Genomic DNA, 23,622 nt, shown 5'->3' with positions numbered 1-23,622 from the left:
CTGGCCCTGCTGGTTCGGCGTCGACCGCCCGACCATCACCGGAGCCATCGGCGAAGTGCGGCCCCTGCTCGCCGGGCGGGGGTGCGCCATCAGCCCCTGGCGTGCGACAGCGGACCCTGGCCGAAGTCGGCGGACATCTCGGCGCGACCGGGAGGACCGGCATCATCGACGGCACCGAGATCCGCGTCCGCCGACCGGCCGCCGGACGCAAGGACCGCCCCTTCCCGGTCCGGGGCCGGAATGGCTATGTCCAGTTCGGTGAGCCCCGGGTCCTGCGTGCCGGGACTGCGTCGGGGGCCCCGACGACTGCATCGCCAGGTACCCGATCCGCGTCGATGCTCAGGCTTCGCCGAGCCAGCCGGCGCCCAGTTCGTGCGCGCACAGTCGCATGCACAGTGCCGTGGCTCGTTCGTGGCCGATGCCGGTGTCCTTGAGGGTCAGTCCGACGGCGAGGCCGTCGGACATCGCGGAGAGCATGACGGCGAATTCGTCGGCGTCGACCGGCCGGAAGTACCCGGCGGCCTGCCCTTCGCGGACGATGTCGGCGATGGTGTCCCGCCAGCGGCGGTCGAGTTCCTCGCGTTCGGCGCGCAACTGCGGGTGGCGGATGGCCTGTTGCCACAGGTCGAACCAGAGAAGCCAGGAGCTCGGCACGGGCAGTCCGTTCTCGGGCGCGAAGGCCAGGTGGATCAGCTCGGCCAGGCGGCGGCCGGGGTGGCCGAGGGCGTCGAGGCGGCGGCGGGCGTCGTCGTAGAAGACGTCCTCGGCGAACCGCCGTGCTTTGGTGAGCAGTTGGTCGCGGGACGTGAAGTAGTACATGACCAGGCCGGCGCTCACCCCGGCGTGTTTGGCGACGTCGGCCACCCGTGTGTCGGGGAACCCGCGCTCGATCAGCACAGCGGCCGCGGCGGCCAGAATCCGCCGCTGCGGGGTGTCGGCCGCGTACGCGCCGTCGTCTGCTGCGGCGGCTGTGTGCGTGGTCATCGGCACATTGTGGCCCAGCCGGGGGCGCGGTGGAGCGCACGGGGCTTGCGGCCGCCGCGGAAAGCCCTTAGCGTGCACGGGCCTGATTGAATGGTCAGTCAAAGTCGAATCAGGGGTCCAGCGTGCCCACGTCTTCGAAGTCCGCCCCGGCCGCGGCTCGCCGTGCCGGAGGCCAGGCTCCCCTGAGCCGGGCCGAGTTGGAGCGTGACCGCGCGCTCTTCGGCGAGAGCCGGATGCTCCCGGTCGCCGCGTGCACCGGCTCCACCGTCCTGGTCCGGGAGCGGCGCGATGTCTTCGAGGGCTTATGGGGCGCGGACGTCGCCGTCGGCGGTGACGTCCAGGGCGTGAAGCCGTACGGGTCCGGGGTTCTGGTCCCGTTCCACGGCGCGTTTCGTGGCCGTGAGGCCGAGGGCGGGGCGGTCGGTGGATGCGGGGCCATGTGCGCCGGGTGGCGGGCCTGTTCGCTGAAACGATTCGGTTCTGTCGAGCGGTGGGATCGGCGTTTCGGCCGGCGCCGGGCCGGCAGCGAAGCCGCGGCTCGCAGGGCGGCTTTACCCGGTGGTGCACGGCGGCGATCGGCGAACCGGCGGCGCTGACGCCCTCGCCAGCTGCCTCGGGCGCAGCGCCGGTCCTGGCCAGTGGCGCACCGTCAGGCCGGTGAGCGCACAGGCCACGGCGCCCCGAACCCGGGGCCGGCCGCTGTGTTCAGTCATCGGTCTCAGCTCCGGCCGGCTCGTGCGGCACCTGTCAGACGGCTGTGTTGCCCGCAGGAGCGCACCTGGCCGGTAGCTGTCCCATTCCGCCTGGAGCGTTTCCCGGACTCCACCGCCACCGGATGCTCCCCCCTTCCTCACCCGCAGGCGTACGCGTGCGTCTTGTGCGTCCTCTCGCCGCCTGGAACGCAAGGAACAGAGGTTATGACCACGCAGTCGTGGTTCGCCGAGGCCAGACTCGGCATCTTCGTCCACTGGGGGATCTCCTCGGTCCGGGGGGTCGCTCTGTCCCGGTCCTCGGTGTCCGGTGAGATCGCGTACCAGGAGTACATGGAGCAGTTGGGCGGGTTCACCGCCGCGCGCTACAACGCCGATGCCTGGGCGGAGTTGTTCGCCCGGGCCGGCGCCAAGTACGCGGTGCTGACGGCGAGGCAGCATGACGGGGTGGCTCTGTGGGACACCGCGACCACGGAGCTGTCGGTCGTCAGGGCCACCCCGGCGGGCAGGGATCTCATCCGCCCGTTCGCCCGGGCGCTGCGTCGGCGCGGGCTTCGCGTCGGGGTGTATTTCTCGTACCTCGACCGGGGTCAGCGCTCTGCTGCGGCGGTCGGCCCTGCCCGGCTGGGCCCGCCGGCGGATGCGGGTGCCCGCCGAAGACAGGTCCGGGAACTGGTGGGGAACTACCGCCCGGATCTGCTGTGGTTCGATGGCGCCGGGGGGCACGGCCACGAGCGGTGGAGGGCGGAGGAGTTGCCGGGCCTGGTTCCTGTCCTTGGCCCGGAGACGGTTGTCATCGGGGGTTCGGGCGGTGACGGGGTCCATGACGCACCGGAGCTGGGGATACCGGTGATCCCCTCCGACGGGCCGTGGGAGCTGTGCTATCCGCTCGATGATGCACAGGGCCACACCTCCCCTGCCGGGCAGCAGTCCGTGGGTGAGCTCATCCATGTGTTCGCGGAGACTGTCTCCGGCGGCGGGAACCTTCTACTCAAGACCAGTCCGCGGGAAGACGGAACGATCCTGCCCGGGCATGCGGACCGTCTTACGGGTCTGGGCCGGTGGATCCGCCGCAACCGCGACGCCGTCTATGCGACCACCGGACTGCCCTACGGGTACTTCGAGGGCCCGTCCACGCTGTCGCAGGACCGGCGCACCCTGTTCCTGTTCTGCACGCGCGCCCCGTGGCATCTCATCGAACTGCGGGGACTGCGCAACGCGGTCCGGCGCGTATCCGTCCTGAGCACGGGAGCGGAGGTGCCGTACCACGTGGTCGGCGGTCTGCCGGACTGGAACATCCCCCGCGTCATCCGTATCAAGCCGCCCGCCTCCCCCGGTGTCCTCGTCCTCGAACTCGACGGCGAACTCGAACTCCACCAGGACACCTGGATGACCGAGTAGCCGTGTCGGTACCGCTCCAGGCGGGGCTGTCCAGAGACCCCAGGGCGATGGCGGCCGACGGCTCGGCACCACCTCGCGCAGGCCGCAGGGCCATCTCCGTTGCTCCACGGTTTCTCACCATCCTCTTGACATCCGCAGGCGCGATGACAAGTCTGACTGGCTGTTCAATCAGACGCATCCGAACATGAGGGGCACCGTCGGACATGAGCGGGACTCGGCAGAACATCCTGGTCGCAGCCGGCGAGGTCATCGCCGACGTCGGCCTGGAGAAGGTGCGGATGCGGATGGTCGCCGAACACGCGGGGGTCTCCACGGGGCTGCTGCACTACCACTTCGACAACCGGGAGAAGCTCTTCCACGCGGCGATGCTCCACTGCTTCGAGCACGTGGCAGAGGCCGACTACGTCGCCGACCCGCCGCCCGGCGCACCGCCCGCCACCTGGCGCCTCGCCCGCTACATCGACGTCCAGCTGCCCACCTCCGCGGAGCTGGACCGGTTCTTCCGACTGTGGCGGGAGCTGCTGTCGCGGGCCTCGCACGACGAGGACTCCCGGCTCCTGACCGTCGAGCTGTTCCGCCAGCTGCGGGAGTGGATCGCCGAGTTGATCCGCGAGGGCACCGCGACCGGGGAGTTCACCGCCGCCGATCCCGACCGGACCGCCGACCTGGTCCTCGCGCTCACCGAGGGCTACGCGGAGCGGCTCGTCATCGAGGACCCCGCCGTGACCTTCGAGGCCGCCCGCACCGACATCTGGAACGTGCTCCGCGACCGGCTCGGTCTCAAGGGCGACCAACCGGCCAGACCTCTCTGAGGAGTTCCGCGTTCCATGTCCACTGTGACCCGCCGGGCGCTGCTGCGCGCCGGCACCGCAGGAAGCCTCGCAGCGGCTGGCGCCGGCTGCGCCTTCCTGCCGCACCGCGCCCCAGCCGGAGCCGGTGCCGAGCGCCCGGTCATCCGCCCGGAGCCGGACGGCGACCTGCACTACTTCAACTGGGCCGACTACATCGACCCCGCCCTGCTGAAGGGCTTCGCCAAGGAGTACGGGGTGGAGGTCCTGGAGGCCAACTTCGACTCGATGGAGGCGATGATCGCCAAGATCACCGCCGGGAACCGCTACGACGTCGTCTTTCCCACCGCCCGCTGGGTGCAGCGGCTGGCCGCCGCCGGTGAGCTGCACCCGCTGCCGCTGGAGCGGTTCACCGGCTGGGGGCACATCTACGAGGAGTTCCACGATCCCTGGTACGACCCCGGGTCGGCGCACAGCGTCCCGTACCAGATGTATATGACGGGAATCGGCTGGCGTAAGGACAAGCTGGGCGAGCTGTCCGGCTCCTGGAACGACCTGTGGCACGAAGGCGCCGGGGGCCGTACCTATCTGCTCGATGACCGGGACGAGGTCCTCGGGGCGGTGGCGCTGCTGCTCGGCTTCGATCTGAACGAGACCGATCCGGTGCGCCTGGAGCGGGTCTGCGCCAAGGCGCGCACGCTGCGCCCGCGGCTGCGCGGCTTCTCCTCCGACGACCACACCAACATGCTGAACGGCAACGCGTGGCTCCATCAGATGTGGAGCGGCGATTTCCTGGTGGCGGTGCGCGCGAGCGGGGATGCGGGCCGGTTCGGGTTCCAGACCTGCCGGGAAGGTGTTCCGGTCAACTCCGACTGCTTCGCCATACCCCGCGGTGCCCGGCACCCGGGCACCGCGCTGCTGTTCATCGACTACATGCTGCGCCCGGACAACGCGGTGCGGAATCTGCGCTACATCGGCTACCCGCAGCCCCACCGGGCCACCGAGGGGGCCTTCAGGGAGATCTCCGCCGGTTTCCCGCAGCTGCGGATCAGCCCCGCGGAGCTGGCCTTCGGGCACCAGTACCGCAATCTGCCCCTGGCCCAGACGCGTCTGCGGGACGCTGTGTGGACCACCGTCAAGGCGGCGTGATGCGGCGGCACTCCCGGCTGTGGGCCGCGCTGGCCCTGCCCGCCCTCGCCTGGCTCGGCGTGTTCTTCCTGGGGGCGATCCTGCTGGTCCTCGCGCTGTCGTTCGGCACCACCGACCCGCTGGGCAACCCGGTCTTCGCCGTGGACCCTTCCAGCTACCGGACGCTCATGGAACCGGTCTACGCGCGCGTGCTGGTGCGGTCGCTGCTGTACGCGGGGGCGGCCACCGCCCTGTGCGCCGTGGTCGCCTACCCCGTCGCGTACAGCATCGCCCGGTACGGCGGCCGCTTCAAGAACGTGCTCATCGCCGCCGTCGTGGTGCCGTTCTTCGCCAATTACCTGGTGCGCATGTACGGGTGGAGCGCGCTGCTGGCCGATGAGGGCCCGGTGATGCGGGTGGTGGGCTGGCTGCCGTTCGGCCCGGAGCGGATGGTGTCCACCGCGGCCGCGGTGGTCGGCGGTCTGGCCTACGGGTTCGTCGTCTTCATGATCCTTCCGGTGTACGCCGCGCTGGAGCGGCTCGATCCCGCGGTGATCGAGGCCGGGCGCGACCTGTACGGCAGCCGGCTTGCGACGTTTGTCACCGTCACCGTGCCGGCCACTCGGCACGGTGTGTACGCGGGGGCGGTGCTGACGTTCCTGCCCGCGACCGGGGACTTCGTCAGTGCGCAGTTCCTCGGGGGCCCGGAGCAGCTCATGATCGGCAACCTCGTCCAGGAGAAGTTCTTCGCCGGGCAGGACTGGCCGCTGGGTGCGGCGCTGACGGTGCTGCTCATGGCCGTGCTGGTGCTGTGCACCGTCGGCTATGTGCGCCAGGGTGTGCGAAGAGAGGTCTCGTGAAGAGGGGTCTCGTGAAGAGCCGGCTGCCGTTCGTCGTGCTCGGCGTGTTCTTTCTCGTGCTGTACGCGCCGATCGCGGCCGTCGTGCTCTTCTCCTTCAACGCTGGGAAGTCGCTGTCGGCCTTCTCCGGTTTCTCCCTGCGCTGGTATCGGGAGTTCTTCTCGGACGGTGCGCTGACCGGGTCGGTGGCCACCAGTGTGCAGGTCGCCGCCGTCGCGATGGCCGGCTCGGTGGTGCTCGGCACGGCGATGGCGGTCGGGGCGAGCAGGGTGCGCGGCCGGTTCGGGGCCTTCGCCGGTTTCGTGACGCTGATTCCGCTCCTCACCCCCGAGATCGTCACCGGTGTCGCGTCGCTGCTGCTGTTCAAGGGGCTCGGCATCACTCCGTCGCTGCTCACCCTGATACTCGCCGAGATCACCTTCTCCGTCTCCTACGTGGCGGTGATCCTGCGGGCCCGCCTGGCCGCTCTCAACCCCGAGGTGGAGGAGGCGGCGATGGACCTCGGCGCCACGAGGTGGCAGGCGCTGCGCCTGGTGACCCTCCCCGCGCTGGCGCCCGTCGTGCTGGCCGCCGCGATCCTGGTCTTCGCGCTGGTCTTCGACGACTTCGTGCTGGCCGCCTTCACCAGCGGGACCGATGACCAGCCCCTGCCGGTGCGCATCTACTCGGCGATGCGGTTCGGTATCCGCCCCTCCATCAACGCCGTCGGCACGGTGATGCTGGCGGGCTCCGCCGTCCTCATCGCCCTCGCCCTGGCCCTGCCCCGCCTGTTCGGCCGCCGCGGCACGGGGCTCGACCTGCTCTCGGGAGAATGATGTCCGGCGTACACCTCGACGGCGTGAGCAAGACGTTCGGCTCGCGCACCGCCGTGCGGCGGCTCGATCTCACCGTCGGCGACGGCGAGTTCTTCTCGCTGCTGGGGCCGTCCGGCTGCGGGAAGACCTCCACGCTGCGGATGATCGCCGGATTCGACGCCCCGACCAGCGGACGCATCCGCATCGGCGCGAACGACGTCACCTTCCTGCCGCCGCACCGGCGCGACGTCAACACCGTCTTCCAGTCCTACGCCCTCTTCGAGCACCTCGACGTCTTCGGCAACGTCGCCTTCGGCCTGAAGCGGCGTGGTGCCCCGCGCAAGGAGATCATCCAGCGGGTCGGGCGGATGCTGGAACTGGTCGGGCTCCTGGGCGAGGCCAGGGCCCGGCCGCATACCCTCTCCGGCGGTCAGAAGCAGCGGGTGGCGCTGGCTCGGGCCCTGGTCAACCGGCCCTCGGTGCTGCTGCTGGACGAGCCGCTCTCGGCGCTGGACCTGCAACTGCGCCAACGGATGCGCCTGGAGCTCAAAGAGATCCAGCGGGAGGTCGGCTGCACGTTCGTCTTCGTCACCCACGACCAGGACGAGGCGCTGGCTCTGTCCGACCGGCTCGCGGTGCTGCGGGCGGGGACACTCGCGCAGACCGGCACGCCCGAGGACATCTACGAACGGCCCGCCGACGCGTTCGTGGCCGGCTTCATCGGCGTCTCCAATGTGATGGCGGGCCGCTACGCCGGTGGCAGGCTCACCCTGCCCGGCGGCCTGTCCTTTCCCGTGCCCGGACGGCCGGGCCTTGGCGAAGGGGCGCGGGTGAGCGCGTCCGTGCGCCCGGAGAAGATCCGGCTCGGCGACTTCGAGCCGGGCATGGTGCGCGTACGCGGCACCGTGCGGGAGAGCGTCTACGGCGGGGCGAGCACCACCTACCTGGTCGAAGTGGCGCCGGGAGTGGAGCTGTCGGTGCTGGAGCAGAACGCCGACCGGTCCCGCCGCGAGAAACGCTGGAGCGGCGGGGAGAGCGTCGAGCTGGGCTGGCGGCCCGAGCACTGCCTGCTCCTGGACGGCGACGCGTGAAGCACGAACTCCCGGCCGGCCCCTTGCTCCGCCCCCAGTCCTGGTCTTGGTCTTGGCCCTGGTCCTGGTCTTGGTCCTGGTCCTGGGCCCTCGTCCTGGTCTTCGTCCTCGTCCTGGTCTTCGGCGCCGGCCTCGCGGGGGCTGTCACCTGTCCTGCGCCCGGGACCTTGGCGGACCGCGGCTGCGAGGTGACCGGGGCACGGGGAGGGCTGGCGTCAGCCGCACGGGCAACGCAACGCCCTGCGTACCGAGTTGACCGTGCGGCTCCTGTCCGGGCCGTTCTGCGGGACCGCGGCCGCGGCGGCCTGTCCGGCGGCGGCCTGTCCGAAGGAACCAAGGCCGTCGCCGGCATCTGGCAGCGGCGGGACGTACTGCCGGCGCTGATCCCGCCCGGGCGCCGCACGGGGCGCGCGAGGCGCTGAGCCGCGGCTGGGCCGGCTCCGCCGGCGATGAATACCTGCTTCCGCGTGAAGGGGGGGCCTGCGCTGTCGCGCAGGGCGCAGCGGCGACCGCGGGTCCCGGCCGTCCGGAAGGGGATGCGGACGGCCGGGACCGCGGCGTGTCAGCGGCGGGCGGGGAGGATGTTGTCCGGGGAGTCGAGCCAGGGGATGTGACGGCCGTCGGCGGTGACCGTCATGCCGAACTGTTCGGGCCCAGGGCTGCCGACACCCTGCCACCACGCGTAGGCGCCTTCCAGCTCGTTCACCAGCCGCCGCGGCCCGTGCTGGCGCACGGTGAAGCGGTCAGCGGCCCGCTCCGCCACGTCGATGGCCGCCCAGGAGGCGGCGTCAGTGGTCGCGATCCACAGCTGGAACGCGACCCCGTCCATGGTCGAGTTCGAGTGCCAGGCCCACCAGAGGTCCCTCAGCAGCAGACCCATCGCGAACTTCGCGGCGCGGTCATCGCCCGTGACCGCCCACGGGGACAACTTGGTCTCGGAGAGGTGCGCCAGCTGCTCGGGGCGCACCACGTCCCGGTGGATACTCAGTTCCGTGCCCTGCTGGCCGCTCATGAGCGTGCAGGCGCCATGGGGTGAGAAGGGCCCGGAGGCGCTGCCGTCGCTGTGCGCGGTCAGCCGCAGCAGGCCGAAGCCGTACCAGGGTGAGGACCACGGGGTGAGGATCACTCCCCCGGGCCTGGTCTGCTCCAGCCACGCGCGCGGCACCGCGCGGACGGAACACTCGGCCAGGACACGGTCGTAGGGCGCCCCGGCCGCGTGCCCGGCCGCCCCGTCCCCCTCGATCAGGACGGGCTCCAGCCGGGCCGCCTTGAGCTTGATACCGGCCTGGACGTGCAGCGCCGGGTCCGCTTCCACCGTGGTGACGTGATCCCCGCCCAGGCGGTGGGCGAGAAGGCCGGTGATCCATCCGGTCCCGGTCCCGATGTGCAGGACGTCGTGGCCGTCTCGCACATCCAGCATGTCCAGCATCCGGAAGACGAGGGAGGGTTCGGGGACGGAACAGGAAGGCCGCAGATCACCGACGGCCCCGTCATAGCCGTCGTTGAGCCGGGTGACGAGAGGGATGTCCGTATAGGCGTGGCGCAGCCAGGTCTCCGGGTCGGTGCTGCGCGCGCACTCGGCCAGGGCGTTCCCGGTCCACAGCCGGGTGGGCAGGAACCGGTGCCTGGGAACGGTCTGGTAGGCGTGCTCCCATTCGGGTGCCAGGGGGGTGCCCAGGGTGTCGCTGATGGTGGTGAGCAGACCCCGCATGGCGATCTGCTCCGTCCTGTCGAGGGTGGTCATCGCTGCCTTTCTCTTCGGTCTTTCTGCGCGGTGCCCGTCGGGGGCGCCCATGGCCCTGTCCGCTGCGCGTGCGCGTGGGCGTAGGCGCAGGCGCAGGGGAAAGGGGGTGATCGGGTGTGGGCGGGGTGTGGGCGGGCACGCCGGCGGCGAACGGAGCCGGTTCCCTGTGACGGCCGCAAACTGCTGCTCCGGCAGTGGTGACGGCTCGTCACTGCGGGTGATCTGAACACAGCGGTGGTGGCGTCGCAAGGCAGCCCGAGCACCGGCGGCGGGGCCGGTAATCGATGCGGACCAGGGATAACAGGAACAAGGACGCCGGGGAATGCGCGGCCCTCGTGCGGGCCGACGGCTGTGTGAACTCGCCTGGGTGTCCGTGAGGTTATCGCTCGGCCGTGGGCCAATCGGGGCTCGTCGCGTGTCGCGCGGCGCCGGTGCCGGATGACGAAGTGCCGGTGCCGGGTGACGGGGCGCCGGGGTTGCGGGGTTGCGGGGTGCCGGTGCCGGGTGATGGGGCGCCGGGGTTGCGGCGGTCCCGTTCCGCGCGCAGCACATGGTCCTCCCGGTAGAGGTTGCGTTTGCCGTAGCGGGCTACGGGCCGCAGGTAGCCCCGGCGGACCCATTGGCGGATGCATGCGGGGCTCACTTGGGCGACCTCGGCGGCCTCGGCGGTGGTCAGCAGCCTGCGGGAGGGGTCCGCGAGCGCGGGATCGGCCTGGGTGCCGCGCCGGGAGAACTGTGGGGGCATGGTGTGTCCTTGACGCTGAGGCGGGGGCGGGTCCGGGTTCATCCGGTGGCGGGCCAGTAGCTGTTGCAGGAGCGGCAGAAGATGTCGCCGTCGGCTCGACGCATGAGGGCTTTCAGGTCGCATACGGGGCACGGCTCGGGCAGTCGCCGGGGCGGTTCCTCGCGGTCCAGGAGCTGGCAGGCGTGGGTGTAGGCCCGCCAGACCTTGCGGGCGCGGGTGGCGTCGGCGGCGGTTCGCACGGCCGCCGGCAGGTCGTCGGACAGTGCCAGGCACAGCTGCTGGAGCAGGCGGCCGGGGCGCACGGGCTCGGGGGGCAGTGCGCCGGGCAGAGCATGGGCCGACCAGCAGCGGACCGCCGCGACGCAGTGGTCGGCGTGGGCGAGCAGGGAGATCCGCAAAGGGACGGGAATGTCCCGGCTGCGCCATGGGGTGTGGCGGGTGGCCGACTCGATTCTCCGGCGGGGTGTGCCGTGGGGCAGTTCGGTATGCAACTGGACGTAGAGGTGGGGCAGTTTGTCCAGGGCCCAGCGCAGCCTGTAGGAACAGACCTGACATACCGGGCATGGTTCTTCCGGTTGCGTGGTGTCGGTGGCGCATATGAGGCACGTAGGTTGCATGAGTTGCTCCTGGCGGCCGCTGGGGCGGAGCGTGAACGGGCGGATACGGCACGCACGGCCGGTGAAACGGCGGACCACGCGGGCCACGGGGCCACGAGGTGCCGGGGTGCCGGGGTGCCGAGAGGGGGCTGGCGTGCCGAGGGGGCTAGGGCGTGTTGCGAAAGTAGCGTCGTCCGCCCGTAGGGCGGGCGCGGCGGTGTCTGGTGCGTGCGATCGCAAGGCGGAGGAAGGAGAGCGCAGCGGGCTGCGCCGACGACCGACAACGCCGCGAGCGTGCGTGCCAGACGCCGCCGCGCAGACGGGACTTTCGCAACACGCCCTAGCGTCGGCCCCTTTGCTGCGGCGGCTCAGGCCGGCGGGCAGCAGGCGTTGATACCGGCGAGTTCGTCGGCGGTGAAGTCCAGGCGGCCGGCGGCCTCCCGGGCCTGTGCGAGGTGGTCGAACTGGGAGGTGGACAGGAGGGCGGAGGTGATGCGCGGGTTGTGCAGGCTCCAGCTGAGGGCGAGCTGGGCCAGGTTCTGGCCGCGTTCGGCGGCGATGCGCGCGAGAGCGGACAGCACCCCGGGAGGAGCGGCCAGCGCGTGTCCGCGGCCGGTCAGGGCGGCGCCCGCCAGCGGGGAGCCGGCGACGCAGCCGATGCCGTGGAGTTCGAGAACATCCAGCACCTGGTTTTCGAGCCACCGGTCGAGCAGGGAGTACGAGGCCTGGTAGAGCACGGCGGGGGTGCCCAGCCGGTTCAGGAGTACGGCCGCTCGCGCCAGCACAGACGGCCCGAACCCCGACAGGCCCACATAGAGGGCCTTTCCCTGATGGACCGCGCTCGCCAGGGCGCCCATGGTCTCCTCGAGCGGGCAGGTGTGGTCGTAGCGGTGCGCGTAGAGGATGTCGACGTGGTCGAGTCCGGTGTACCGGAGCAGGGTGTTGAGCTGGGAGAGCAGATGCCCGCGGGAGCCGAATCCGGCCAGGGGGCCGGGGCCGGTTCCCAGGCCGATACGGGTGGAGACGGTCACGTCGCTGCGCCGCGCACGCACCGTTGCCAGGGCGTGGCCGGTGGTGCCGTCGGCCGTCGCGGATATCTGACCGCGGCGTAGCGTGAAGTCGAAGTGGGTGATGCCCTCGTTGACCGCGTGGTGGATCAGTGCGCTGGGTGCGGACAGCGGCTTGTTGCGGCCTGCCAGGCTGAGGGAGAGGACGGGGAGGTGGAGTCCGCTGCGGCCGCTGCGGCGGTGGGTCATGCGGGGTGCGGCGGTTCTCGGGGGCGGTGCGGGCATGAAGGTGTTCCTCTCGCGTTTCGGCTGTCGGCCGGGCGTGGGGCGAGACTGGGCCGCCCAGCGCGTGCGGGCCCAGTGAAACTGGGGGCGCGGTGAGGCGCGGTGCGGTGCAGCGAGGCGGGGCGCGGTGGGGTGGGGTGGGGCGCGCGGTGAGGCGTGCGGGACTCGAACCCGCGACCGGAGGATTATGAGTCCCCTGCTCTGACCGGCTGAGCTAACGCCTCTGGCAATGGGGGCCGCTGTCCCCGGGGGTGGTGTGGTGTCAGGGCTCGGCGCCCCGTGCCTGCGGGCCCTCTGCCTGCGGGCCCCGTGCCTGCGGGCCCTCTGCCTGCGGGCCCCGTGCCTGCGGGCCCCGTGCCTGCGGTCCGGGAAGGGTGCTCCGGGATTCCCGGCCGGCCACGGGAGGTCACGTTCCGTCAGCCAAGGCGCAGGCTGCCCGGCCCCGTGGGCGTGGTGTAGAGGGCGCGGACGACGCCGTCGGCGGCCAGGGCCCGCTGGCAGCGCGGGCAGGGGCGGGCGAGCGCCGGGGCGCCGTTCCTGCGGACACGGGCCACGTAGACCACGGCGCCGCGGGCCGAGCGCGTACGGCGCAGGAGTACTTCCTCGGCGTGGAAGGTCGCGTGGTGGAAGTCGGTGCTGGGGGCGTTGCGGTAGCGGTTGGAGGAGTGGGCGAGGATGCGGCCTCCTTTGGCCAGGACAGCGCCGACGCGGTAACGGCACCGGGACCGTGCGGCTTGTTTGACGGCGAGGTTGAGGTAGGCGTTCACGCGTGTTCCTGGTCGTGGCTTTGACCGTATGGGGCTGAGGGCACGGTGGATGGGCGCGCCGTGTGCCGCGGAGCCGGAGCCGAAGGTCCGGGATGCGGTGAGGCGGATCTGGAGGGCCGGTGAGCGAGGTGGGATTCGAACCCACAAACCCTGGGGGGTGGCGGATTTTAAGTCCGCTGCGTTTACCGGATTTCGCCACTCGCTCTGGGCTGGGGCCGCCGGCGGGGTGCCGGCGGCCGGCGGCGGTGCCAGGGGCATGCCTGTACGGAAGGGGGTGGGGGGCGTGGGGCGGGCTGGGGCGGTCAGTTGTGGGTGCCGTGTGCTGCCGACTGGGTCCGGTGGGTCCGGGTGACGGGGGTGGTGGTGCGGTGCGGCCGGTTCATGTGCTCGGCTCGTGCTCGCAACAGCAGGCCGCGCCAGGAGGTGACGTGGGGCCGGCGGTGCAGCAGGTCCCGGCGCCAGGCCGGGGTGGTGCCGCCGAAGATGCCGTACGGGAAGCGCTCGTCCAGGGCGTAGGCGAGGCATTCGGTCCGGACCGGGCAGGATGCGCAGATTTCCAGGGCTTCCTCCTGCCCGCAGGAGCGGTTGTCGGCGAAGAACAGGTTCGTGTCGCTGCCGGCGCAGGCCCCGTGCTGCCGCCAGTGGCGGTCCCACAAGGAAAGCTGACGGGGTCTGCTGTGGCCGGTGGCGGGCGTCAGGCTCAGTTCCACAGGCGTCTCCAGGTCTCTTCGGTGGGGCCGGCCGCCGCACCACGCCGCCCTGGGGCGAGCCCGAGGCGGACGCGGGCGGAGGGCCGCGGCTCGCGGCCGGCACGGAGCGCGTCGTCCCCGGCGCGCAGGGCTGCGCGCAGCGTCTGGCGCAGGGCACCGCAGGGGTGGGAGCCGGTGGGGCCGAAGCTGCCGCGTCTGTCGCGGGCGGTGATGGCGCGGGGATGGCCGGGCATGGGCGCGGATGTCCTTTCGTTCGGGGCGTTGCCGCAGCGGACGCGGCCCGGCTTGCCCCGGAAGCCGGCGGGGCTTGGGGTTTCGCACCCCGGGCAGGGAACTGCGGCGGTGGGTGTGGCGAGGACCGGGCAGGTGCTCCGCCTCACGGGGGCTGTGCCGGCCCGGCGCCGACCCCCGGGAAAAAGGGGGGTGCGGGGGTGGGGCACCAAGGGTGCGTGAGCGAAGCGGTCCTTCAGGCGGCTGTGGGCCGCAACGGCGACGACGGCAACGGCGGTGACGACGATGGCGGCGACGGCGACGGCGACGGCGGCGACGGCGGTGACGATGGCGGCGATGGCGGCGACAGCGGCGACGACGACGGCGGTGACGATGGCGGCGATGGCGGCGATGGCGACGATGGCGACGATGGCGGCGATGGCGCTGCCTTGCACAGAGCGGCCGTGTCGGTGGCCGTGCGTGCCAGGCGCGTCAGCCGGGCGGGCTCGACGGTGAACAGCTCATGGCTGCACACGCCCAGCGCGGAGGCTATACGCCACGCGGTCTCCGGCCGGGCCCCGCGCCGACCGCGGGCCAGCATCGATATGAATGCCTGGGAAACATGGGCCTGTTCGGCCAGTTTCCGCTGGGACAGGCCTTTGAGATACAGCAATTCGGTGAAACGCTCTGTGTCGCGGAGCTGCATGGCTCTCCCCTCGACTGAGACGCTGCTATGCGCTTATCGGAAGATCATCACGGTTATCGTGACCACCGCAACAGATCGGCAAGTTGCCGGGCGTTGACGGTTATGGCGTTCTCCCGCTCCGGCACCACCGCGGCATCCCCCCACCCGGCGCCGCTTTGGCCCGGCCGCGCGCAGAGCTCTGAAGCTGTTATGGCGACACCCTGGGCCGACGGAGGGAGCCGGCAACAGCCGGCTCTGCGCACCGGTTATCCCCCAACCGGGCGTGTCATAGCCCCCGGGGCGCGGTGCGCCGGCGCCGGTATCACGCCCAGTCCTTGGGGACTTTGAGGGCCTCCCAGGTCGTCCGCCCCGGGATACCGTCGGCGTCGGATCCGCTGTAGCCCCGCTTGCGCTGCCAGAGCGCGTAGCTTCGCCGGTCCCCCTCGCCCCATTGCGGCCCGGGGCCGTCGGTGTAGGCGGAGCATCCTTCGGCAACGAGCTTTCGGCCCATGGCCGTCACTATCGGGGAGTGGGCACCGGCCTGGAAGAACGCGGTTCCGGGGAAGGGTATGCAGCCCGCTGTGCCCGGTGCGAGTCCGCCGGTGGTGGAGGTGTGCCCTGGCGGGGGCGTGCCGGGGGCGGCGGCGAACAGCTTGCCGGTGTCGATGCCGCCCGGGTCCCAGTGGTCGTTTCCGGGAACGTTGCAGTGGCCGTAGTGCCCGCCCCGCGTCAGCCACACGGACGCTTCACGCCGGCATCCGGCCACCGACCGTGCCGGGGTTCCCATCGGGAAGGCGTCGGGGATGCCGAAGGAACGGATGGCGGCCATGAGCGCACGGAAGTTGGGGCCCGGCCGCCAGTAGGCGGTGAACGGCTGGGAGGCGTGTGCGAGAACCTCGATCTGGATACACGCCGCCCCGACCCGGTTGTTGCGCACCGTGCCGCAGTTCTTCAGCGCCCGGGCGCTCTGCGTCAGAGGTCCGTACTGGCCGATGCGGTCCGTTGTCGGGTCGTAGAGGATCTGCGGCTCGCTGTGGACGGAGATCAGGTAGTTCCCGACGGTGTGGAATGCCGAAGGCCCGGCTCCGCTCTCCGTGGTGTGCCACACCACACGTGCCGGACGGTCGGGGTGGTCCATCGGGCCGCCGATCGTGCCGTTCCCCAGACGCTCGGCCCCGGGTATCCATGCTGTGCCCATGACTTCCTCCTTCTTCTTGTGCTGCTGCGTGCTGCGTACATGCGCCGTCCCGGGCCGCGGCCCTTCGCGCGGCCACGGTGCGGCGGTGCGGGGCTTGGCGGGGCGGGGGCTGTCCCGGAACGCCGCCCGACCGGCGCCGGTTTCCGGCTGTATGCCGTTCCCGCCCCGCGAGCATGTGCCGTTCCCGCCCCGCGAGCATGTGCCGTTCCCGCCCCGCGGGCATGCCCGGGTGAATGACAGTGAGGACCCCTCCCGCGGAAGGGGGACCGCGGAAGGGGCCTTCACCGTCCGCTCGCCCGCAACAGAGCCGGGCGAGCGGACCCGGGGGCACCGGGGGCAGTACCGGGTCAGGGCCCGTTTCAGTAGCCGCGAGGTGAGCGGTGCGGATCGGCCTGCTGGACACGGGCGGCGAAGTTCGACCCGGAGTGGTCGACGCCGTAGCGGGCGCGGACGTAATTGATCGTCGCGCACATGCACGCCACCACGTCGTACGGCGTGAGCGCGGTGCCCGCCTGGTGATAGGCGGCGAACGTGGACGGAATGCACTGGGTGACACCGCGCGAGCAGTTCTGCGGGTGCCCGTCGGCCACCCGGGGCCCGTGAGCGTTCACATCGGTGGTGTTCACCCGCCAGCGCGGATCGTTGTACGAGGACTCCCGCTTGGCGATCGTGACCAGGGCCGGCACTCCGAAGCGGGGATCCATCCCGGTCAACTCGCAGGCCCGCTGGGCGTAGGCCCGCATCGCCGCTTCCCCTGACTTGTCGTGAGGGTCGTGGTAGAGCACCTGGGAGAGCGACAGTCTGCCGGGAGTGGGCGCCACCGTGTGATGTTCGCTCTCCGCGACGGCGTCGAAGCCGTACTTGCCTGCCAGGTAGCGCAGCGTCGCAGCACCGATGACACCGTCCGCATCGCCGCCGTGATACCCCAGGTTGCGCTGCACCTGGGCCACGGCTTCCTTCGTCACCGGCCCATACGTTCCGAACTCCGGCGACGTCAGCATCGCCTCGGGGAACACCGATGCCACCTCTTTCGCCAAAGCACGCTGCAGTACACGGACACTGTTGTTGACCTGACCGGGCCGCACTTGCGCAAGTGATACCGATTCGCGAGTCATGACTGCTCCACTAGGTTGCGGGAACGGCCCGTTCACCTCACGGTGCAGACCCTTCCCTTGCCAGAGGTCCTGACAGAAACCGTTACCGGCGTGACCGCCGGCCTGGACGCCCCTCGGGCCGCTCATGGGGACGAGGGAGCCCTCTCCATGGATCGCCCCGGACGAACTGCACTCACCGACAAGCTCGTTACTGCCCCAGCCAGGGCCGGAGCCGGCCGCGGGACAGGCACGGGACGGCCGCGGGACAGGCACGGGACGGCTGCGGGACAGGCACGGGACGGCCGCGGTACGACTGCGGGCACCCGGACCGGCAGGCGTTGAGCAGGGCCGGACCGGCCGCACGCGGTGTGTCGCCGACCGGCGGCAACCGTTAGCTGCACCACTCAAGCCGATACCTGCACTCGCCAAGCCCTCCTGGGTTCCCGGCCTGGCCAGACGCCTGGAAGCAGGCCCGACACCCTGCCCGCGGACCGCGGCTACGGCCACGACACGTACCGCCCGACCTGGGAATCCACCGCTGGGCAGTCAGACAGGCCGGGCCGTTGACCGGGCGGATCCCGTGAGCAACGGCCGGTGAACGGCCGGCAGGCGGTTGTCTGCGGGTGTGAGGCCGGCGCCGGATCCGCTGTGCCGGCTCCACCGGCGTGCCGCGCGTGCCCTCGGTCTGCTCTTGCTGGAGGCGATGACTCCGGTCCCGGCACGGTCCGGCACGGCCCGGCGCAGTCCCGCCGCAGTCCCGGAGCGGGGCCGGAGCGGGGCCGGAGCGGAAGGCCAGGGCTTGCCAGGACAGGACGCGCCCCCAGGCACCGCCCCGGGCAGGAGACAGGGCGATGCCCTGCCTCCTGCCCGCAGCAACCCCTCCGGCGCTCACACCACCTGCGGTCGGCCGCCGTACGTCATGGGCGAACTACAAGCCGCGACCGGCCAACCACCGCCCGGCGCAACCCACTCCGACGAACGCTCCCCCGCACACCCTGCCGCCACGGACACACCACACCCACCGGCACGGCCCCCGATCCGGCAGACCCCCGGTCCAGCAGGCACAAGAATCCACTCTCTCTATGAAAAGTGACACACACCCATCAAGCGGTCAAGACCCGATATCAGCCGATAAACACTTCTTGACGGTCCGATAGGCTTATGCCACATTTTCTGGCGAGAGTTGCCTTCCGCGCACCAGGTCACAGGCGCCGGCGGAGGCACAGCTCCCCCGCCGGTCTCGCGCATCGGCGCGGGGCCCGCCGCTCCGCACTCTTCCGCCCGGCAGCGGCGTTCCCGCACAGCCGCAGACGCCGCAGACACCACCGGCCGACCCGGCGCACGCGGGCCGGATCCTGCTGACACCCCGTAAGAAGATCGATCACCAGGCCGTGTGCGCCGGCGTCAGCCGCTGGGCGCCGGCACGTGAACGTGCCGCACAAAGGAGTGTGTGAGGAGATGTCCACCGAGAACGGGCCGAAGTGGTCCTGGCCCGGAGTGATCGCGCTGGTGATCGCTGTCGGCGTGTCCATAGCGCTCTGCGTCTCCCTGATCGCTGTCGCTCTCTCCCCGCACCCGGTGTCGCAGCAGTTCGCCGGCGTGCTCTCAGCACTGTCGGGCGCGGCCATGGGCGCGCTCGCCACCTACCTCGGCGCCATCAACACAGGGCAGCAGCGGGACGACGCCCCCGAGGCGGGGCCGGAGCGCAAGGGCTAGGGCGTGTTGCGAAAGTAGCGTCGTCCGCCCGTAGGGCGGGCGCGGCGGCGTCTGGTGCGTGCGATCGCAAGGCGGAGGAAGGAGAGCGCAGCGGGCTGCGCCGACGACCGACAACGCCGCGAGCGTGCGTGCCAGACGCCGCCGCGCAGACGGGACTTTCGCAACACGCCCTAGCCGTACCCGGCCGGCCGCTTCGCACCGCCCACGTGCTCGTCGCGCATCAGCCAGGTCCAGTCCCGGGCAGGGGCCGGCGGTCACCGGCCGGGCAAAGGCGCGCCGGGACCGGCCCGCGCGTGGCGGGCAGAGACTGCCGGCCACCGCAGCGGGCGGAGCCGTACCGCAGGCGACAAGGCGGGGCCGGCTCCGGCAGGGATGCCCGGACTGTCAACCCTGGTGTGTGTCAGCTGTCAATGCACGTATGCCAGTTCATTCCTCATGGAGGTTTGGCCGGCTCCATTACACGTGCGGGTACCTGCGATAACTCTGCCTTCCCGGCGGCTGGTCGAGGTGCGCTCTAACAGCCCACTGCCCAGCAATAACACCAACCCCCGCCGGTCACACCTCACTCGGTAATCACCCCGGAACCAGCGCACTCCCACACCCCCACACCACACCACCTGCCATAACCGCAGCAAAGACACCAGCCGGCACCATTTGAAACCCCCACGATTACTGTGTTCCGCTTCTCCCGAACCGATCTTGGACCCGCAACCCCCACCGGGCCGGCCCGACCCCAGGGAGGAAGGCCATGCACATCCGTGACAGCCGACGCTTCACCGAACTCCTCAGTCTCCAGTCCCTCTCCCAACGCAAACTCGCCGACATCGCCCACGTATCCCAGGCCTTCATCTCCCTCCTCGCACACGGGCGCCGCGGAGCCCGCCCGGAAACCGCCTGGCGCATCGCCACCGCACTCGGCGTCCTCACCGAAGAACTCTTCGCCACCACTCCTGCCACCACACCCACACCAACTCCCGCACCCACACCAACCCCCACACCCACGCCCACGCCCACCGCAATCCACTTCGCCCGCCACCAACTCAGCAAGAACCGCCGAACCACACGCACCCACCGCCATCGCACACACCACTCCACCCCCTGCACCACCCACCAGGCCGCGGCCTGACGCCCACACCCAGCGGCTACTGCCTGCGCTGCGATGCCATCCCCGCGTTCGCCGCTCGAAGCGTCTTCGCGGCTTCGGCCACGGCCATCGCGTTCTCGCTGAAGGTGGTCAGCCATGGCCCGCCCACGCCGTCAGCGGTCGACGTGAGTGAGGTGCATGAGCAGGTAGACCGCAGCGAAGGCCACAGAGCTCGGGCGTGATCCCGTCGAAACCGGCCGGCGGTGGAGTGTGCTGCCGGCCGGCGATCGTGTACCGACTCGTGGGCGACGTCGGCCGGAGGCGCTCGGGACCAAGGCAAGCCCATGCCGCCTCCGCCGCGCCGGCGGCCTCAGGGGCCGATCGGCTCCGGCTCCGGCTCCGTCTCCGCGGGGCCCGGGCAGCGGCATCCGGAACCGCTGGTCGCCGCGGACCCGAGGGGGGTACGGGCGGTGACCTGATGAAGGCCACCGTCATCCACGGCATGCGGGCGGCACGTACGGGTTCCCCGGCAGCTGCCAGCGGACCACAGCTCTGCGTCCAGCACGCCCCGGTCGGCGATGCCGTGAACCAGGCATCTTTCCAAAGGAGTTGGCGACCCGCTGCCGTTCAGGGTGTTCCCGACGCCCGGCTCCTGGCCGGGAGGCTTGTCCTGTCGGTGACCGACCACGCCGGGAAGGACCACCATCACGCCAGGTGCGGAGTGGGGGGAACGGCGCCGTGATCGACTGGCCCATCGGGCAACTTCGGGGTCACTGCCCCGGCTGAAGAACATCGCCAGCATCCGTCTGTACCGGCCGAACGCCGGCCCCGCCCCGCCCGGTCGGCCGGGCCTCGGAGTCTCACTGACACGCCCGATCCACCGGGAACTGACCGCCCGGCCGTACGACCCGATGGTCACGTACTCCACCACCTTGCGGGTGGGCACGGCCGAGGCGGAGCAGAACGTGCAGCGGATCCACTCGCGGCGGCCCCCAGCACTCCACCGACCAGGCCCTCGAAGAACCGGGCCCGGGCGGTACGCACCGTCTTCGCCGGTGACCCCCCTTTGCCGGTCCCGGCCTGCGGCGAGACATCCGCCGAGGCCCCTGGGCCGTGGAGAAACGGAACAGCGCAAACACCGTCGTCGGCTACGGCAGGACGGCACGCTCACGCGTCCGGGGCGCAGAACACGCCGCAGCCCCGAAGCTCGTCCTCTTCTCCGCTCCAGCGCAGCGTCGCCCCTCCCCATCAACACTCGCTACGGCAACAGAGCCTCGCCGAACCGGCCCTGGGCGACGAAGCTGAGCGCACAGGACCGGCGAGCCTGACCGCCAGGTTGCGGTCGGGCATCAACCCGTAGGGCACCCTTCCCTCTCGACATGGGCATGCGCCTCGTTCCGGGAAGCAGCCCTTTCTCGCCGATTCCTCAAGGAGGGTCTTCTTCTCGTTGTTCGTCTTCTCGGTCTTGTTTGACGGGCCTAGTTCGAGCTTCAGCTTCCCTGTCCCATTGGGAAATGGGCTGGGGGTAGCCAGGACTTGGTATTCCAGGATCGCTGCCTGCCCCGCCGCAACCGGGTACTCATCCCCCCTTCCAGGTAAGCCGCGGCATTCGCCACGATCAGGGTGCTGCTCGATCCGGCCGGCGGCCGTGGGGAAACGAGAACAGAAACGACGAGTTGCACCTTGGGTGGGGTCAAGGGGATCGAGAGTCACCTGCAACTTGTCGCCGGCTCTGATGATGACTGCCGGCAAGCGGCCCTGTGCCGACACCCGGCCCGAGGCCACGAACCGCGGGCGGGAAGTGACCGACAACCCGCATCGCACATCAACGCCGTTGAGCGGTACGCCGGTGAAATCCGGGCTCGTCAGCGAGTGGTGCCCGAAGGGCCCGCAGCAGCCCTTCGGGGCCTGGATCACCGCCGGCGTCAGCGTCGCCGGCATGGCATGTGCCCTGGCTCGCTGCGGACCGGCGTCTGTCGGTGCTTGGTGCGCACCTCAATGACGGGACGCGCACCAAGCACCGGTGGCTCAGCCGACGCTGGGCACCAGCCTCAGCGTGGTGGCGGGCGGCGTCCAGCAGAAGGGAACCGGAGCGGAGTTGCGGATGTAGCGGGCGGCCGCCCACCCCCCCTTCTGGAGGCGCAGCCGGTACCAGATCTGGTTTCCGCCGATGACCTGAGCGCGGACCTTGCAGTCGATGATGACGCTCGCGCCGGGCCGCAGCGATGCGCCTTGGGGCTGTGAGTCGGTGGAGGGGACGGTGCGGATGTTGAGCGGCGAGGCGGAGACGACCTGGCCGCGGACGGTGTCCTGCAGACCGCCGCCGCCGGCGGTGGCCGGAAAAGCGGCCGCAAGCGACAGCGCGAGTGCGGCGGCAGAAGCTCCGGCCGCTAACAAGACCTTACGAGAGATCACAGACCTGTTCCTTCCGGTATTTCAGGGAACCTGGCGGGTGGGGTGATGGACCGGCATGACATCTGGTCTGCCGGTGCGAGACGGGGGCTTCTGCCTGGTGCTGTGCAGGCCCCTGCGAAAAGGGCGGAGGGGTCAAGCGCGCTTTCCGCAGAACCAACCTGTTCGTGTTCAGCGGGGGTGACAAGTCCCTCTCAGCTGAGTGGAGCACAAAGTCCACCCCGCAGCGGGGGTGGACTGGTCAGGGTGAGCGGGCACTCGCCTGTTTCGTTTCCGTGCCGGCGCGCCGCGAAAGCCTCCAGTCCGCTCCGTTCTCACGTCCTTTGCTGCGCCGTGGCTGCTGTCGGCCGGCTCCGCCCGACAACACTCCGCGCGCTCGCCAACTCCTGTCGTCAGGCCATGAGTTCTTGGTGGCGCGAAGGGCTCGCGCCGCATGTGCTGCCCTGTCTCGCGGGCGTGCTGGAGTCGCCTGTCACGGCTCTATTACTGGTACGGGAGGTCTCGATAACTTTGTGTTCTGGGTGGCTGGTCGGGGTGCGCTCTAACAGCCCACTGCCCAGCGATAACACCAACCCCCGCTGGCCACGCGTTATTCGGTAATCACCCAGGAACCAGCGAACCCCTGCACACCCGCACCACACCACTTGCCATAACCGCAGCAAAGACACCAGTCGGCACCATTTGAAACCCCCACGATTACTGTGTTCCGCTTCTCCCGAACCGATGTTGGACCCGCATCCCCATTCCGGGCCCACCCGATCAGGGAGGAAGCTCAATGCGCATCCGTGACAGCCGACGCTTCACCGAACTCCTCAGTCTCCAGTCCCTCTCCCAACGCAAACTCGCCGACATCGCCCACGTATCCCAAGCCTTCATCTCCCTCCTCGCACACGGACGCCGCGGAGCCCGCCCGGAAACCGCCTGGCGCATCGCCACCGCACTCGGCGTCCTCACCGAAGAACTCTTCAGCGCCACCACCCCCGACTCCGCCACCACCCCCACACCCGCCCCTGCACCGGCACCCGCGCCCGCGCCCGTACCCGGCTCCACCGCAGCCCCCACCACCCCCACCCCCACCCCCACCGCAACCCACTTCGCCCGCCACCAACTCAGCAAGAACCGGCGCCCCACACGCACCCACCGCCCCCGCACCCACCGCCCCACCCCCTGCACCACCCACCAGGCCGCAGCCTGACCCCCAGCGAGCCCCCCCTTGGGTTCGAACGAGGGCCCCTACAGACGGCACAGGCACAGGCGCCGGCGCCTCGTCTGCGGACCGCGCCCGGCAACCGCCGGCGCATGCCGTCCTGCGCCCGACTCGGCCGGCCGACACGTCGTCGGCGGTCACGTCGTCGGCGGTCACGCAGCCGGCGGTCACGCAGCCGGCCGGGAGCTGCCCCCGGTGGACACACTCCGGCCCCGTCCCGACAGCGGCTCCCCCCGGCCGGCAGACGCACCGGTCGTCGACCGCTTTCAGGAGCTCCTCAAGAGCATCAGTGCTCCGCTCGCTCACGCCGGCTCCGCAGCGCCGGCCCTGCAGCGCCGCCCCCCTCTTCGCAGCAGAACGGATACGGCCATGCTCACCGTTGCCTTACCGCTACGTGCCCGCCGTC

At 70.9% G+C, this 23,622-nt stretch carries 21 protein-coding genes and 2 tRNA genes; 9 read left to right on the top strand and 14 right to left on the bottom strand.

Annotated elements, in window-relative coordinates:
* Positions 1-339 precede the first annotated feature (339 nt).
* Entirely contained in the window at positions 340-984 is a 645-nt protein-coding gene (locus KK483_RS35110; RefSeq protein WP_262009254.1) for a TetR/AcrR family transcriptional regulator, read from the bottom strand.
* Between the two features lie 917 nt (positions 985-1,901).
* On the opposite strand from KK483_RS35110, the gene KK483_RS35105 reads away from it, so the two are divergent.
* The 6 genes from KK483_RS35105 (at position 1,902) to KK483_RS35080 (ending at position 7,756) form a co-directional block, all read left to right on the top strand.
* The gene (locus tag KK483_RS35105; RefSeq protein ID WP_262009253.1) at positions 1,902-3,095 is read left to right on the top strand and encodes an alpha-L-fucosidase; all 1,194 of its coding nucleotides are present in this window, start codon (positions 1,902-1,904) and stop codon (positions 3,093-3,095) included.
* Between the two features lie 203 nt (positions 3,096-3,298).
* Positions 3,299-3,907: a TetR/AcrR family transcriptional regulator gene (locus tag KK483_RS35100; protein ID WP_262009252.1), complete on the top strand. Its 609-nt coding sequence runs from the start codon at positions 3,299-3,301 to the stop codon at positions 3,905-3,907.
* A gap of 15 nt (positions 3,908-3,922) precedes the next feature.
* Positions 3,923-5,032: a spermidine/putrescine ABC transporter substrate-binding protein gene (locus tag KK483_RS35095; RefSeq protein ID WP_262009251.1), complete on the top strand. Its 1,110-nt coding sequence runs from the start codon at positions 3,923-3,925 to the stop codon at positions 5,030-5,032.
* Entirely contained in the window at positions 5,032-5,871 is an 840-nt protein-coding gene (locus tag KK483_RS35090) for an ABC transporter permease (RefSeq protein ID WP_262009250.1), read from the top strand. The genes KK483_RS35095 and KK483_RS35090 overlap by 1 nt, the downstream gene beginning before the upstream one ends.
* Positions 5,868-6,686: an ABC transporter permease gene (locus KK483_RS35085; protein WP_262009249.1), complete on the top strand. Its 819-nt coding sequence runs from the start codon at positions 5,868-5,870 to the stop codon at positions 6,684-6,686. Before KK483_RS35090 ends, KK483_RS35085 begins: the two co-directional genes overlap by 4 nt.
* On the top strand, positions 6,683-7,756 hold the full coding sequence (locus tag KK483_RS35080) for an ABC transporter ATP-binding protein (protein ID WP_399015885.1): 1,074 nt from the start codon (positions 6,683-6,685) through the stop codon (positions 7,754-7,756). Before KK483_RS35085 ends, KK483_RS35080 begins: the two co-directional genes overlap by 4 nt.
* A 562-nt stretch (positions 7,757-8,318) precedes the next feature.
* On the opposite strand, the gene KK483_RS35075 is transcribed toward KK483_RS35080, so the two are convergent.
* The 12 genes from KK483_RS35075 to KK483_RS35020 all read right to left on the bottom strand — a co-directional run bounded on the left by KK483_RS35075 (position 8,319) and on the right by KK483_RS35020 (position 16,818).
* Entirely contained in the window at positions 8,319-9,500 is a 1,182-nt protein-coding gene (locus KK483_RS35075; RefSeq protein WP_262009246.1) for a methyltransferase, read from the bottom strand.
* 379 nt (positions 9,501-9,879) lie between these two features.
* Entirely contained in the window at positions 9,880-10,245 is a 366-nt protein-coding gene (locus tag KK483_RS35070) for a helix-turn-helix domain-containing protein (RefSeq protein WP_262009245.1), read from the bottom strand.
* Between the two features lie 38 nt (positions 10,246-10,283).
* Positions 10,284-10,643, bottom strand: a complete 360-nt coding sequence (locus KK483_RS35065) for a hypothetical protein (RefSeq protein WP_262009244.1) — start codon at positions 10,641-10,643, stop codon at positions 10,284-10,286.
* Positions 10,644-11,209: 566 nt separating this feature from the next.
* Complete coding sequence (locus KK483_RS35060; protein ID WP_262009243.1) at positions 11,210-12,133, bottom strand: aldo/keto reductase; 924 nt, start codon at positions 12,131-12,133, stop codon at positions 11,210-11,212.
* A 150-nt stretch (positions 12,134-12,283) separates the two neighbouring features.
* Positions 12,284-12,357 (bottom strand) — tRNA-Ile (locus tag KK483_RS35055).
* Positions 12,358-12,549: 192 nt separating this feature from the next.
* The gene (locus KK483_RS35050; protein WP_262009242.1) at positions 12,550-12,900 is read right to left on the bottom strand and encodes a hypothetical protein; all 351 of its coding nucleotides are present in this window, start codon (positions 12,898-12,900) and stop codon (positions 12,550-12,552) included.
* 120 nt (positions 12,901-13,020) lie between these two features.
* Positions 13,021-13,105: transfer RNA gene (locus KK483_RS35045), tRNA-Leu, on the bottom strand.
* A 97-nt stretch (positions 13,106-13,202) separates the two neighbouring features.
* Positions 13,203-13,610 (bottom strand): WhiB family transcriptional regulator, encoded by a 408-nt coding sequence (locus KK483_RS35040; RefSeq protein ID WP_262009241.1) that lies wholly within the window; start codon positions 13,608-13,610, stop codon positions 13,203-13,205.
* Entirely contained in the window at positions 13,601-13,843 is a 243-nt protein-coding gene (locus tag KK483_RS35035; RefSeq protein ID WP_262009240.1) for a hypothetical protein, read from the bottom strand. The genes KK483_RS35040 and KK483_RS35035 overlap by 10 nt, the downstream gene beginning before the upstream one ends.
* A 233-nt stretch (positions 13,844-14,076) precedes the next feature.
* On the bottom strand, positions 14,077-14,526 hold the full coding sequence (locus tag KK483_RS35625; protein ID WP_399015878.1) for a helix-turn-helix domain-containing protein: 450 nt from the start codon (positions 14,524-14,526) through the stop codon (positions 14,077-14,079).
* A gap of 301 nt (positions 14,527-14,827) precedes the next feature.
* The gene (locus tag KK483_RS35025; protein WP_262009237.1) at positions 14,828-15,703 is read right to left on the bottom strand and encodes a peptidoglycan-binding protein; all 876 of its coding nucleotides are present in this window, start codon (positions 15,701-15,703) and stop codon (positions 14,828-14,830) included.
* 359 nt (positions 15,704-16,062) lie between these two features.
* Positions 16,063-16,818, bottom strand: coding sequence for a peptidoglycan-binding protein (locus KK483_RS35020; protein WP_262009820.1), 756 nt, complete (start codon positions 16,816-16,818; stop codon positions 16,063-16,065).
* 1,437 nt (positions 16,819-18,255) lie between these two features.
* Here KK483_RS35020 and KK483_RS35015 point away from each other — a divergent pair.
* Positions 18,256-18,513 carry a hypothetical protein gene (locus tag KK483_RS35015; RefSeq protein WP_262009236.1) on the top strand — a complete coding sequence of 86 codons (258 nt, stop codon included), beginning with the start codon at positions 18,256-18,258 and terminating at the stop codon, positions 18,511-18,513.
* Between the two features lie 748 nt (positions 18,514-19,261).
* Entirely contained in the window at positions 19,262-19,639 is a 378-nt protein-coding gene (locus KK483_RS35010) for a helix-turn-helix domain-containing protein (RefSeq protein ID WP_262009235.1), read from the top strand.
* A 1,986-nt stretch (positions 19,640-21,625) separates the two neighbouring features.
* Here the strand turns inward: KK483_RS35010 and KK483_RS35005 are convergent.
* Positions 21,626-21,994, bottom strand: a complete 369-nt coding sequence (locus KK483_RS35005) for an SH3 domain-containing protein (RefSeq protein WP_262009234.1) — start codon at positions 21,992-21,994, stop codon at positions 21,626-21,628.
* 790 nt (positions 21,995-22,784) lie between these two features.
* Here KK483_RS35005 and KK483_RS35000 point away from each other — a divergent pair.
* On the top strand, positions 22,785-23,204 hold the full coding sequence (locus KK483_RS35000) for a helix-turn-helix domain-containing protein (RefSeq protein ID WP_262009233.1): 420 nt from the start codon (positions 22,785-22,787) through the stop codon (positions 23,202-23,204).
* Positions 23,205-23,622 lie beyond the last annotated feature (418 nt).

The sequence above is a fragment of the Streptomyces sp. FIT100 genome (assembly GCF_024584805.1).
In the GTDB taxonomy this organism is placed as follows: domain Bacteria; phylum Actinomycetota; class Actinomycetes; order Streptomycetales; family Streptomycetaceae; genus Streptomyces.
Note: the sequence above shows the minus strand (reverse complement) of the source record. Positions and strands in the feature narration are given on the sequence as shown.

Coding starts and splice junctions, on each gene's coding strand:
- KK483_RS35060 (WP_262009243.1), bottom strand. CDS start 12,133: ATGCCCGCACCGCCCCCGAGAACCGCCGCACCCCGCATGACCCACCGC.
- KK483_RS35105 (WP_262009253.1), top strand. CDS start 1,902: ATGACCACGCAGTCGTGGTTCGCCGAGGCCAGACTCGGCATCTTCGTC.
- KK483_RS35000 (WP_262009233.1), top strand. CDS start 22,785: ATGCGCATCCGTGACAGCCGACGCTTCACCGAACTCCTCAGTCTCCAG.
- KK483_RS35095 (WP_262009251.1), top strand. CDS start 3,923: ATGTCCACTGTGACCCGCCGGGCGCTGCTGCGCGCCGGCACCGCAGGA.
- KK483_RS35020 (WP_262009820.1), bottom strand. CDS start 16,818: ATGACTCGCGAATCGGTATCACTTGCGCAAGTGCGGCCCGGTCAGGTC.
- KK483_RS35025 (WP_262009237.1), bottom strand. CDS start 15,703: ATGGGCACAGCATGGATACCCGGGGCCGAGCGTCTGGGGAACGGCACG.
- KK483_RS35090 (WP_262009250.1), top strand. CDS start 5,032: ATGCGGCGGCACTCCCGGCTGTGGGCCGCGCTGGCCCTGCCCGCCCTC.
- KK483_RS35035 (WP_262009240.1), bottom strand. CDS start 13,843: ATGCCCGGCCATCCCCGCGCCATCACCGCCCGCGACAGACGCGGCAGC.
- KK483_RS35080 (WP_399015885.1), top strand. CDS start 6,683: ATGATGTCCGGCGTACACCTCGACGGCGTGAGCAAGACGTTCGGCTCG.
- KK483_RS35100 (WP_262009252.1), top strand. CDS start 3,299: ATGAGCGGGACTCGGCAGAACATCCTGGTCGCAGCCGGCGAGGTCATC.
- KK483_RS35110 (WP_262009254.1), bottom strand. CDS start 984: ATGACCACGCACACAGCCGCCGCAGCAGACGACGGCGCGTACGCGGCC.
- KK483_RS35010 (WP_262009235.1), top strand. CDS start 19,262: ATGCACATCCGTGACAGCCGACGCTTCACCGAACTCCTCAGTCTCCAG.
- KK483_RS35015 (WP_262009236.1), top strand. CDS start 18,256: ATGTCCACCGAGAACGGGCCGAAGTGGTCCTGGCCCGGAGTGATCGCG.
- KK483_RS35070 (WP_262009245.1), bottom strand. CDS start 10,245: ATGCCCCCACAGTTCTCCCGGCGCGGCACCCAGGCCGATCCCGCGCTC.
- KK483_RS35625 (WP_399015878.1), bottom strand. CDS start 14,526: ATGCAGCTCCGCGACACAGAGCGTTTCACCGAATTGCTGTATCTCAAA.
- KK483_RS35075 (WP_262009246.1), bottom strand. CDS start 9,500: ATGACCACCCTCGACAGGACGGAGCAGATCGCCATGCGGGGTCTGCTC.